This window comes from Streptomyces sp. BK340, assembly GCF_007827595.1.
Classification (GTDB): domain Bacteria; phylum Actinomycetota; class Actinomycetes; order Streptomycetales; family Streptomycetaceae; genus Streptomyces.
Window position 1 is genome coordinate 266,993 of the sequence record NZ_VISR01000008.1, and the last position, 12,047, is coordinate 279,039.

General features: G+C 74.2%; 10 protein-coding genes. 5 read left to right on the forward strand and 5 right to left on the reverse strand.

The window, feature by feature from the left end; all coding sequences use genetic code 11:
• Positions 1-19: 19 nt before the first annotated feature.
• The 4 genes from FB157_RS17920 to FB157_RS17935 form a co-directional block, all read right to left on the reverse strand.
• Positions 20-685 (reverse strand): hypothetical protein, encoded by a 666-nt coding sequence (locus FB157_RS17920; protein ID WP_145880865.1) that lies wholly within the window; start codon positions 683-685, stop codon positions 20-22.
• Between the two features lie 197 nt (positions 686-882).
• Complete coding sequence (locus tag FB157_RS17925) at positions 883-1,947, reverse strand: biotin/lipoate A/B protein ligase family protein (protein ID WP_145880867.1); 1,065 nt, start codon at positions 1,945-1,947, stop codon at positions 883-885.
• Between the two features lie 105 nt (positions 1,948-2,052).
• Positions 2,053-2,712, reverse strand: a complete 660-nt coding sequence (locus FB157_RS17930; RefSeq protein WP_145880869.1) for a response regulator transcription factor — start codon at positions 2,710-2,712, stop codon at positions 2,053-2,055.
• The gene (locus FB157_RS17935) at positions 2,709-5,051 is read right to left on the reverse strand and encodes a histidine kinase (protein ID WP_186581557.1); all 2,343 of its coding nucleotides are present in this window, start codon (positions 5,049-5,051) and stop codon (positions 2,709-2,711) included. Before FB157_RS17935 ends, FB157_RS17930 begins: the two co-directional genes overlap by 4 nt.
• Before the next feature lie 139 nt (positions 5,052-5,190).
• Between FB157_RS17935 and FB157_RS17940 the strand changes: the two genes are divergently transcribed.
• From FB157_RS17940 to FB157_RS17960, 5 genes are all read left to right on the forward strand, one after another.
• Positions 5,191-6,267, forward strand: coding sequence for a CPBP family intramembrane glutamic endopeptidase (locus FB157_RS17940; RefSeq protein ID WP_145880873.1), 1,077 nt, complete (start codon positions 5,191-5,193; stop codon positions 6,265-6,267).
• 82 nt (positions 6,268-6,349) lie between these two features.
• On the forward strand, positions 6,350-8,116 hold the full coding sequence (locus FB157_RS17945) for a gamma-glutamyltransferase family protein (protein WP_145880920.1): 1,767 nt from the start codon (positions 6,350-6,352) through the stop codon (positions 8,114-8,116).
• Positions 8,117-8,208: 92 nt separating this feature from the next.
• Positions 8,209-9,054: an inositol monophosphatase family protein gene (locus tag FB157_RS17950; RefSeq protein ID WP_145880875.1), complete on the forward strand. Its 846-nt coding sequence runs from the start codon at positions 8,209-8,211 to the stop codon at positions 9,052-9,054.
• An 88-nt stretch (positions 9,055-9,142) separates the two neighbouring features.
• Positions 9,143-10,552 (forward strand): NAD(P)/FAD-dependent oxidoreductase, encoded by a 1,410-nt coding sequence (locus tag FB157_RS17955; protein WP_145880877.1) that lies wholly within the window; start codon positions 9,143-9,145, stop codon positions 10,550-10,552.
• The gene (locus tag FB157_RS17960) at positions 10,549-11,058 is read left to right on the forward strand and encodes an O-acetyl-ADP-ribose deacetylase (RefSeq protein WP_145880879.1); all 510 of its coding nucleotides are present in this window, start codon (positions 10,549-10,551) and stop codon (positions 11,056-11,058) included. The genes FB157_RS17955 and FB157_RS17960 overlap by 4 nt, the downstream gene beginning before the upstream one ends.
• A gap of 209 nt (positions 11,059-11,267) precedes the next feature.
• On the opposite strand, the gene FB157_RS17965 is transcribed toward FB157_RS17960, so the two are convergent.
• Positions 11,268-11,744, reverse strand: coding sequence for an SRPBCC family protein (locus FB157_RS17965; RefSeq protein WP_145880881.1), 477 nt, complete (start codon positions 11,742-11,744; stop codon positions 11,268-11,270).
• Between the last annotated feature and the right edge of the window lie 303 nt (positions 11,745-12,047).

The window sequence follows — 12,047 nt, forward strand, 5'->3', positions numbered from 1 at the left end:
GGCCGTCAGCCCGGCCCCGTCAGCCGGACCCGCCGCCCTGCAGTGCGGCCACGGCGCTCTTCGCCGCCTTGATGGCCCCCTTGTTGATCTCGTCCGTGCTCGGGGCCTTCTTCGTCTCGAAGTCGCTGCCGTTGTAGGTCACGATCACCAGCGCGTTGGAGACGCGGGCCAGCACCACGCCCTCGCGGGTCTCCTGCTTGTCCTCCGTGGTGAGGTTGACGATGGAGTACCCGGTGTCCCCGAGTCCCGGAACGGCCCCTCCGCCGCTCTTCTCGGCGACGCGCTGCTCGTACTCCTTCTTCGCCTCCTGCTCCGATCCGGCCACCTCGAAGGAGACGTCGAGCCAGCGGTAGTCGTAGCCCTGCAGGGCGTTCCAGGAGCAGGTGCGGCGCAGCGCGGTGTCGGTCGAGGGGATCTCCTTGCCCGCCGTCCTGGCCCCGGGCACCAGCGACTTGACGGTCGCCACGGGCACGCTGGTGCAGGGGGTGGGGGCGGTGTCGTACGACTTCGACGCCGCGCTGGAGGACGGGGCGGAAGCCGACTGGGTGGGCGTCTTTTGGCCCGCACGGTGACTGTCGGCGGACGGCGTGGCCGGCCCCGACGACATCGCCCAGCCGGCGCAGGCCAGCACGGCGACCGGCGTCAGACGCGCGGTGAGGGCGAGCGGCAGAGGAAGAGAACGCACGGCTCACTTCTCGTGGGGGAGGGGGTGCGGAAGGGGGTCCGCAGGGTGGACTGCGACGACAGTGTCACACGACTCCCTGTGGGGCGGAAGTGCCAACTCGCTGTGTGCCTGTGTGGTGACGGAGCCCAACGATCGACGCCCCGTATGCCCCTTTTTGCCCTCCGAGTTGAATGCGGGGCGCGCGAGCCGGGTGCGGGTTACGGCACCCGGGCCGTCCACTCCGGGGACGTGAACTTCGTACGTGCAAGCTCCTGTGCCCGCGCCAGCTCCTCGTCGGTCACCCAGCCGTCGACGAGTCCGTACCGCCCCCGGAACGACTCGATCATCCGCTCGATGACGGCCTCGCGCGCCAGCCCCGTCTGCCGCCGCAGCGGATCGACCCGCTTCTTCGCGCTCCTCGTCCCCTTGTCGGACAGCTTCTCCCGCCCGATCCGCAGCACCTCGACCATCTTGTCCGCGTCGATGTCGTACGACATCGTCACGTGGTGCAGCACCGCGCCGGGCCCGCCGTCGGTGCCGACGATCCGCTTCTGCGCCGCGCCCGCGATCTTGCCCTGGTCGGTGGCGATGTCGTTCAGCGGCTGGTACCAGGCGCGGATCCCCATCTCGCCGAGGGCGCCCAGCACCCAGTCGTCCAGGTAGGCGTAGCTGTCCTGGAAGGACAGGCCCTGGACCAGCGACTCCGGCACGGACAGTGAGTAGGTGATCGTGTTGCCGGGCTCCACGAACATGGCGCCGCCGCCGGAGATCCGCCGCACCACCTCGATGCCGTGCCGGGACGCGCCCTCCGGGTCCACCTCGTTGCGCAGCGACTGGAAGCTGCCGATGATCACCGCCGGGGCGCCCCACTCCCACACCCGCAGGGTCGGCGGGCGCCGGCCCGCGGCGACCTCGGCGGTCAGGACCTCGTCCAGGGCCATGTGCAGCGCCGGGGGCTGCGGACGCTCGTGGATCAGCTGCCAGGCGTAGTCGGTCCAGTCCGTGGCGTGCGCGAGCGCCCGGCGCACCGCGGTCCCGACGCCCTCCGAGGTCAGCCCGTACATGACGGTCCCCTCCGGCAGCGCCGCGTCGATCCGCGCGGCCAGCCCGGACGCGTCCGTGTCCGCCGGAGCACCCTCCAGCGCACGGTTCACCGCGTCGAGTGCCTCGTCCGGCTCCAGGAAGAAGTCGCCCGCCACGCGCACATGGCGCAGCACGCCGTCCTCGACCTCCGCGTCCACGACGACGAGCTTGCCGCCGGGCACCTTGTACTCACCGTGCACTGCCGGGCCCTCCGTTCCTGCCCTACGAGATCAACGTCGCAGGTGGCCGCGGTGTTCCCGGGCGGCGATCAGGTCCGGAAGATCACCCGCGCGGCGGATCCCGGGTCAGCTCTCCCGGCTCGCGCGGGGACGGATCAGTCCGGTCTCGTAGGCGAGGATGGTCGCCTGGACCCGGTCGCGCAGGCCCAGCTTGGACAGCAGGCCGTTCACGTGGGTCTTCACGGTGCCGGTGGTCACACCGAGTTCGGCGCCGATCTCGGCGTTGGTGAGGCCGGAGGCGATCTTCAGCAGCACTTCCCGTTCCCTCGGGGTGAGTTGGCCGAGGGAACCGGCCGTCGCGGGGAGCCGCGGGGCGCCCTGGGCGAAGGTGTGGATGAGACGGCCGGTCACGGCGGGCGCCAGGATGCCGTCGCCCGCGGCGACGACGCGGATCGCGGTCAGCAGGTCCTCGGGCCGGGCGTCCTTCAGCAGGAACCCGGACGCTCCGGCCCGCAGGGCCTCGTACACGTACTCGTCCAGGTCGAAGGTGGTGAGCACCAGCACCCGGGGCCCGTTCTCCGGCGCGGTGATCAGACGGGTCGCGGTGAGTCCGTCCATGCCCGGCATCCGGATGTCCATCAGGACGAGGTCGGGGGCCTCGGCGGCGGCCAGCGACACCGCGGCCGCCCCGTCTCCCGCCTCACCGACGACGGTGAGGTCCGGTTCGGCGTCCACGATGGCGGCGAAACCCGCCCTGACCACGGCCTGGTCGTCGACGACGATCACGCGTACGGCGACGGGGACACCTCCTGGACGGGGACCGGAGCGGGTCCGGCCGGCAACGACACCCGTACAGTACCGGTCGGTTCGAGCACGATGCGGCCCTCGCCGGCGGCGGCCTGCACCCGCAGGCGTTCGGCCACCGGACCGGCGACGGCGAGCGGTGCGCCCGTCACCGTGATGGACACGGTGCCGCGCCGCCGCCTGAGGGTCACCCGGGCCGGCCCGCGGTCGCCGGCGCCGAGCGCCGCCTCGACGATCCGGTACATCGACACGTGCACGGACGGCGGAAGGTCCCGCCCGGCCTCGGGCAGGCCCCGCAGCCGCACGTCGCGGCCGGTGGCGCGCAGGGTGCGGCACAGTGTGTCGAGGTCGGCGGCCGTGGGGGACGGAGCGAGGCGGTCGGCGGGGTCCGCGGCGTCGCCGAGGCCGTGCAGCATGTCCCGCATGGCGGCCAGGGCGGCCCGGGCCGTGGTGGCCACGTCGTCGAGCCGTCCCTGCCGGGCCAGCGCGACCAGCGACGCCGTGTGGTGCAGTACGGCCTCGCGCAACGTGAGCGCCAGCCGGTGCCGTTCGGCCTCGGCGGCCTGCTGCGCATGCCACATGGAACTGGCGAACGCGAAGTCGTCGTGCGCCAGGACGCGCAGGCGCCGGCGCCGCAGCACGAGACCCGCACCGCACACGCAGGCGAAGAGGGGAGCCAGCAGGACGCACAGGACGATCACCATGGCCCCGATGAACCCGTCGACCGGGCCGCCCTCGAACGAGCCGTCGGCGGCGGCCGTGACCGTGACGACCGAGGCCGTGCCGCAGGTGGTGGCGATGAGTGCCGGCCAGGCGGTGGAGGGCCCCCGCCCGTAGGCGGCGAGCGCGTACACCGCGAGCAGCTCCACGAGCGCGCCCCCGACGAGGAACTGCGACACCCGTGACGGCAGGGGCACCACCGCGACGGCCACGGGCCACAGCCAGGCCGTGGCCAGCACGGTGACGAGGCAGGCCACAGGGGCGCGTCTGCGCCACAACAGCGGCAGCGCGTGCAGGACCAGCAGCACCGTCACGACGATCAGCTCCGGCAGCGCGGCGCGCCTGGTCCGCTCCGGCCAGTCCTCCGTGGCCCCGAGGGCGATGACGACCGGCAGGATCATCGCGGTGAGGGCGAGGGCGGGATCGGCGAGCCGCTGCTCCCGCAGGACGTGCCGCCGCCAGGCGGGCCCGGGGGGCTGCTGTGGCCCGGCGGCGTCCGGCAGGGTCGCGCGGACCAGCCATCCGCCGTCGGGGCCGGGACCGGCGGTCAGCTCGCCGCCGGCCGCTGCGGCCCGCTCCCGCATGCCGGCCAGGCCCCGTCCCGCGCCGAGGCCGCCGGTGTCGTGCGGCGCCGGGGTGCGCGGGGGCGCGTTCTCCACCGTCAGTACCAGCAGGCCGTCCGCCCGGCGGACGTGGACCCGGGCGGCGGCGCCGGGGGCGTGCCGCACGGCGTTGGTGAGGGCCTCGCGGACGATTCCGTGGATCGCCTCGGCCGGGGTACCGGTCAGGTCGTCGGGGATGCGGGTGGCCACGGGCCGGCCCAAACGGCCGAATCCCGCGACCAGTTCCTCGATCTCGGAACTCGTGACTCCCGGGCCCGGGCAGTCGGTGTCGCGCAGCAGGCCGACGAGCCGCTGCAGCGAGGCCATGGTCTCGGTGCCGGTGCGTTCCGTGAACGACAGTGCCTCGGGGGCCAGTTCCGGCCTGCTGGCCTCGAGCCTGCGCGCGGCGTCCACGGTGACGACGACCGAGGTGAGGTGATGGGCACTCACGTCGTGCAGTTCGCGCGCGAGTCGCCGGCGCTCGTGGTCGCCCGCCGTCCGACGGGCGTGCTCCGCCCCGGCCAGCCGGTGGGCCGCGGTGAGCCGTCCGCCGAGCCACTGGCGCCGCGCTTCGCCGAGTCCCGCGCACAGGGCGTACGCGGACAGGGTGATCGCCAGCGTCAGGAGCGAGACGCGGAAACCGTCCTGTACGACGGACATCACCCACTCGACGCCCACGAGCCCGGCGACGGCCCGGACCGTCACCGGCATGGGACAGCGGACGGCGACGGAGTACAGGGCGACCGGTGTGCCGAGGCCGACGTAGCCGTCCGGCCAGGCGACCATGCCCAGGACGTAGCCGCCCACCACCCCCGCCAGGGCCCGCACGGGTGCCTGCCGACGCCGGCCCAGCGCGGCCGTCTCCACGAGCAGGGCGCAGCCGGCGGCGGTCAGGCCCAGCGCCCCGGGCGTCTCCTCCGGGCCCGACGCGGTCCACATCAGGGCACCTTGTACGGCGGCCAGCACCAGGGGCAGAAGCCAGTTGCGTATCGTCTCCATCTCGCCGACGAGCGTAGAACGCGGCCCGGACGGCGGGCACCGGCCCTGAGATCGAGACCGGTCCCCACCCAGCGATAGAGGCACCGTTCGTGCCGCGGGGCGATGACCGGGCCGGGCGCCGCCGGAGAGAGTGGGGGCCATGACGACGCCACCGCCGCCCGAACCCCTGCCCTACCACCGGCTCGCCCGGCTCTCGGTGCACCACCGCTGGTGGCGTCCGCTGGTGGGGACCCTGGTCGTGGCCGTGGTCTACATGATCGTCGTGGCCGTCCTCTACGGAGTCGCCGACGAGTGGGGCTCCCGGCAGGGATATCCCGAGGACCGCGACGGATTCGTGGAGTTCGGCCCCGTCCCGGGCACCGCCCTGGACCTGCTGGCCCTCGCCGTGGGAATACCCGTCGTGCTGCTGGCCGTGTGCTGGATCGGGCAACGCCCCGCGGGCACGCTCTCCTCCGTGACCGGCCGGCTCAGATGGCGCTGGCTGGCCCGGTGTGCGCTGACGGCCGTGCCGGTCCTCGCGCTGGCGACGGGCGGCATGATCCTGCTGCCCGGCGACCACGGCGAGGAGTTCCGCTGGGCGGGATGGACCGTCTTCGGGCCCGCGCTGGCCATGCTGTTCGTCCTGGTCCCCCTGCAGGCCGCCGCCGAGGAGTACGTCTTCCGGGGCTGGCTGACACAGGCCGTCGGCAGCTGGGTGCGCTCGCCCTGGTTCGCGCTCCTGCCCCAGGCAGTCCTGTTCGCCGCCGCCCACGGCTGGGGCACGCCCTGGGGGTTCGCCGACCTCGTGGTGTTCGGGGCGGCGGCGGGCTGGCTGACCTGGCGGACGGGCGGGCTGGAGGCGTCCGTCGTGCTGCACACGGTCAACAACCTCTTCGCCTTCGCCGGAATGGCGGCCACCGTCGACGGGCTCAGGAGCGACGAGACCGCGGCGGACGCGACCTGGCCGCTGGTCGCGCTCGACGTCGCGGGCATCGCGCTGTACACGGCGTCGGTGGTGTGGCTGCTGCGCCGCCGCCCCCAGGTCCGCACCGCCCCCGCGCCGCTTCCGCCCGGCCCGCCGCCCGCCTTCGCCACCCCGTACCCGCCCGTCGCGGGTTTTCCCGCGCCGCCCCCGTGGGCAGGCCGTCCGGCACCGGGCACACCCGAACCTCCGGCCCCCCGGGATCCGGGCCGAGGAGAGATCCCGCCATGGAGCGGAACCGGGTCCGCTCGATAGCCTGCCGACCGACCGACGTGCTCAAACCGCGAGGTGACCCGTGCAGTTCACCACCCGGCCCACTCTCCAGGGCACCTTCGGCATGGTGTCCTCCACCCACTGGCTGGCCTCCCAGTCGGCGATGGCGGTCCTGGAGGACGGCGGCAACGCCTTCGACGCGGCCGTGGCCGGCGCGTTCGTGCTGCACGTGGTGGAGCCGCACCTGAACGGGCCCGCCGGCGAGGTACCGATCCTGCTCGCCCCGGCGGGCGGCGAGGTGCGCGTGCTGTGCGGGCAGGGTGTGGCCCCGGCCGGTGCGACGGTCGCGCACTACCGGGGGCTCGGCCTGGATCTCGTACCCGGTACCGGCCCGCTCGCGGCCGCCGTGCCCGGCGCCTTCGACGCCTGGCTGCTGCTCCTGCGCGACCACGGCACCAAGTCCCTCGACGACGTCCTGAGGTACGCCGTCGGGTACGCCGAGCACGGGCACGCGCCCGTGGAGAACGTCGGCGCGACCGTGGAGAGCGTCCGGGAGCTGTTCGAGACCGAGTGGACCTCCTCGGCCGAGGTCTACCTGCCGGGCGGCAGGGCGCCCCGGCCCGGGGAGCTGCTGCGCAATCCCGCGCTCGCCGCCACCTGGAAGCGGCTGCTCGCCGAGACCGCCGGGGCCGGCGACCGGGAGGCGCGGATCGACGCCGCGCGCGAGGTGTGGCGCTCCGGCTTCGTCGCCGAGGCACTGGTACGGCAGTCCCGGCGGCCCACCCTGGACACCAGCGGCGAACGGCACACCGGCACCCTGACCGCGGCCGACCTCGCCGGCTGGTCGGCGAGCTACGAGTCGCCGGTGACGTACGACTGGAACGGCTGGACCGTGTGCAAGGCCGGCCCCTGGAGCCAGGGCCCCGCCCTCCTCCAGCAGCTCGCGCTGCTCCCGCCCGAGCTGCCCTCCTACGGCTCGGCCGACTACGTCCACCTGCTGGTCGAAGGCTGCAAGCTCGTCATGGCCGACCGCGAGGCCTGGTACGGGGACGCGGCCGAGGTGCCGCTCGCCGAGCTGCTCTCGGACGGCTACAACGCCGGGCGGCGGGCCCTGGTCGGTGCCAAGGCGTCGTACGAGCTGCGCCCCGGCAGCCCCGGCGGACGCGCCCCGCGCCTTCCCGCCCAGGCACACGCGCGCGTGGAGGCCGGCCGGGACAGCGGCTTCGACCCGATGGGCCCGGGTGAGCCGACCGTCGCCGAGCCCCGGGTCGCCGCCGACGGCAGTACCCGGGGCGACACCTGCCACCTGGACGTCGTCGACCGCTGGGGCAACATGATCGCGGCCACGCCCAGCGGTGGCTGGCTGCAGTCCAACCCGGTCGTGCCCGAACTGGGCTTCCCGCTCGGCACCCGGCTGCAGATGGCCTGGCTGGAGGAGGGCCTGCCGAACTCCCTCACCCCCGGCCGCCGCCCCCGCACCACTCTCACCCCGTCCCTGGCCCTGCGCGACGGCGTCCCGGTGCTGGCGTTCGGCACGCCCGGCGGCGACCAGCAGGACCAGTGGCAGCTGCACTTCCTCCTGGCCGCGGTCCTGCGCGCCCCGGTCCGCGGCGGCCTCGACCTGCAGGGCGCCGTCGACGCCCCGAACTGGCACAACGACAGCTTCCCCAGCTCCTTCCACCCGCGCGGCCGCCGCCCCGGCAGCGTGACGGTGGAGTCGCGCATGGACCCCGACGTGATCGAGGAGCTGCGGCGGCGCGGCCACGACGTCACCGTCGGCCCCGGCTGGTCGGAGGGCCGCCTGTGCGTGGTGGCCCGGGACCCGGAGACCGGCGTGCTCTCGGCCGCGGCGAACCCGCGCGGGATGCAGGGATACGCGGTCGGCCGGTGACGGCGGGGGCGGCACCCGCTCTTCATCCCGATTCCACCTGGCGTCCACCGGACGGGCGGGGATTGTCAGTGGCGCGTGTTCTCATGGGGGGCATGATCCAAGACACGGAAACCATCGACGAGTTTCTCACCCGCTGCTCGGCAGACGTCGAGGAAGCGGTCCGCAAGGCCGCGGCCACCGAGATCCTGCCCCGCTTCCGCCGCCTCGCCGCGCACGAGGTGGACCAGAAGAGCGGACCGCACGACCTGGTGACCGACGCCGACCGGCTCGCCGAGCAGCAGCTCACCGAAGCCCTCGGGGCACTGCTGCCCGGCTCGGTGGTGGTCGGCGAGGAGGCGGTGCACGCCGACCCGGCGACGTACGACGCGATCCAGGGCGACGCGCCCGTCTGGATCATCGATCCGGTCGACGGCACCCGGCAGTTCGTGCACGGCGACGACGGCTTCTGCACCCTGGTCGCACTGGCCCACCGGGGCACCGTCCTGGCCTCCTGGACCTACGCCGCCGCGCGCGACCAGCTCGCCACGGCCGTCCGCGGCCGGGGCGCCTTCCTCGACGGCGAGCGGCTGTTCGCGGGCCCGCCCGCACCCGGCCGCCGCCTCACCGTGGCCACCTCCCACCCCGACTTCACCACCGAAGACCAGAAGCGCGCGCTGCGCGCCCTGTGGACCGACGGCCTCGCCCCGCGCCCCTGCGGCTCGGCGGGCCTGGAGTATCTCGCCGTGGCCCGGGGAGAGTTGGACGCGGTGGCGTTCTCCTGGGAGGCCGCCTGGGACCACGCGGCGGGCCTGCTCCTGGTCGAGGAGGCGGGCGGTGTCCACATCACCCGCACCGGCGAGCCGTTCCGTGTGACCGGTGCCAACGCGCTGCCGTTCACAGCGGCCCGGGACGCCGGTACCGCCGGCCGGATCGTGGACCTGCTGCGCACCGGCGCCTGAGCCACCCGGCCCCGGGGTGTGTCAGTCCCGCGGCATATCCTGAACCTGAGTGGCCATCGGCTGACGAAGGGGTCCGAAGGTGCCGTCGATGCTCGATGCGGTCGTGGTGGGTGCGGGACCGAACGGACTGACCGCTGCTGTGGAGCTGGCCCGCCGGGGCTTCTCCGTCGGCCTGTTCGAGGCACGGTCCACCGTCGGCGGCGGCGCCCGCACCGAGGAGCTGACCCTGCCCGGCTTCCGGCACGACCCGTGCTCGGCCGCCCACCCCCTCGGCATCAACTCGCCCGCGTTCCGCGCCCTGCCCCTGGAGCGCTACGGCCTGCAGTGGCTGCACGCGGAGCTGCCGATGGCGCACCCGTTCCCGGACGGTACCGCGGCCGTGCTGGCCCGTTCCGTCGCCGAGACGGCCGCCTCCTTCGGCCCGCGCGACGCGGGCGCGTACCGCAGACTGGTCAGGCCGTTCCTGCCCGGGTGGGACACGCTCGTCAGGGACTTCATGTCCCTGCCGCTGACCGCGCTGCCGCGCGACCCGGTCACCCTCGCCCGGTTCGGCCTGGCCGGGCTGCCGCCCTCCACCGTGCTGATGCGCCGCTTCCACGACGAGCGGTTCAAGGCCCTCTTCTCCGGCCTCGTCGCCCATGTCATGGCCCCACTGAACGGCCTCGCCACCAGCGCCATCGGCCTGGTCTTCGCGCTGGCCGCGCACGCCCGCGGCTGGCCCGTGGCCCGCGGCGGCTCCCAGGCGATCTCCGACGCCCTCGCCGCCTACCTCCAGGACCTCGGCGGCGCCGTGCACACCGACTACGAGGTCAAGCGTCTGGACGACCTGCCGCCCGCCCGCGCGTACGTCTTCGACACCTCGCCCACCGCGCTCGCCCGCATCGCCGGCTTCGGCGGTTACTACGACCACTACCGCTACGGCCCCAGCGTCTTCAAGATCGACTATGCGCTGGACGGCCCGGTCCCGTGGACCGCCCCCGAGGCCCGGGTCGCCGGCACCGTGCAGATCGGTGCGAGCAAGGCCGAGATCGGCACCGCCCTGCGAGCCGCGTCCCGCGAGGGCCGCGCCCCCGACAAGCCGTTCATGATCACCGTGCAGCCCAGCGTGGCCGACCCCACCCGCGCCCCCGAGGGCAAACACGTCTTCTGGGCGTACGGCCACGTCCCCAACGGCTGGACCGGCGATCTCACGGACGCCATAGAACGCCAGCTGGAGCGGTTCGCCCCCGGCTTCCGCGACCGGATCCTCGCCCGCGCCACCGCGGGCCCGGCCGAGATGGCCGCGCGCAACGCCAACTACGTCGGCGGCGACATCGCCTGCGGCGCGGCCTCCGGACTCCAGCTCCTGCTGCGCCCCAGACTGTCCCCGTTCCCGTACCACACCCCCCATCCGGCCGTCTTCATCTGCTCCTCGGCCACCCCGCCGGGACCCGGTGTGCACGGCATGTCGGGGCACAACGCGGCGAAGGCCGTGTGGAGAAGGCTGAGGCAGGCATGACCACCATCACCCTGGCCCAGGGCGACATCACCCGGCAGAGCGCCGACGCGATCGTGAACGCGGCCAACTCCTCCCTGCTCGGCGGCGGCGGGGTGGACGGCGCGATCCACCGCCGCGGCGGCCCCGCGATCCTGGAGGAGTGCCGGGGGCTCCGGGCCTCCCACTACGGCAAGGGCCTGCCCACGGGCCAGGCGGTCGCCACCACGGCGGGCGACCTGGACGCCCGCTGGGTGATCCACACGGTGGGCCCCGTCTGGTCCGCCTCCGAGGACCGCTCCGGCCTGCTCGCCTCCTGCTACCGGGAGTCCCTCCGCGTGGCGGACGAGCTGGGAGCCCGTACGGTCGCGTTCCCGGCGATCTCCACCGGCGTGTACCGATGGCCGATGGACGACGCGGCACGGATCGCGCTCGACACGGTGCGGGCCGCCCGGACAGCCGTGGAAGAGGTGCGGTTCGTCCTCTTCGACGAGCGGGCGTACGAGGTGTTCGCCCGGGAACTCGGCTGAGGGAACGCCGTCGCCGCGCGGCCCTCGCCGCTTCGCCCGACGCGGGACGGGTGCGCGGGGCGGGCAGGCGTCGGGGGAGTGCGCCTGCCCGCCCCGGCGCGCGATACCCCGCCGGGAGGTCAGAGCGGAAGAGGTACCGCGGGCCCCATGGAGGAGCCATCCCGTACAGCGCAGCGGACGCGCGGGGTGTCACCCATGCCGGGGCGGCGTCATCCGCCGCCCGTGTGCAGCAGGTCCCCGTCGGCGCGTTCGCCGTGTTCGGCCAGCGCGATCCGGGCCAGCTTCGTCAGCATCATGCCGTTGCGGATCCTGACGATGTAGTCCACGGGGAGTCCGTGCATCCGGGTGCCGGGGCCGCGCAGCGGGTGCCAGTCGAGGACGAAGAGCGTGTGCTCGCCCCAGGGGATCAGGTTCATGGCGATACGGGCCGCGCCGAAGGGATCCGCCTTCGCCTCCAGCTCCAGGCGGTGCCGCGGCTCGCAGATACGGACGACACAGGTGTCGTCGAGGGTCAACGGGCCGGCGCCTACCCGGACTTGCAGGCGGGCCCCCACGGCGGGCCAGTGCGGGTCCGCGGCGAGCACCTGCTGGGTGCCGGTCACCCACTCCCCGTAGCGATGGCCGTCGGCGAGCAGGCTCCAGACCTCGGACGGCGAGCTCAGGATCAGACGGCGGTTCCGGGCCACGCCGACCACACTCCTTCCGGAGGCGCCTACTGGAGAACGGGGACGAGGGAGGGGGCTTCTCGACAGTAGCCGCGCGGTACACCCGGGGCATCCGGAGGCACTGGGGTGGCGGCCGCCAGGGCCGTCCCGCAACCTGGAGCCGGATGTGTACGCGCCGTCGCGCACCGTGACGCCAGGGTTCCCGGAGGATCGCATGACCGCATCGCCGCCCGCCGCCGACACACCGCCGGCCCGCTACGACGACCTGCGGGCCATGGTGATCAACTGCACCCTCAAGCGCTCGCCGGAGGTCAGCAACACCCA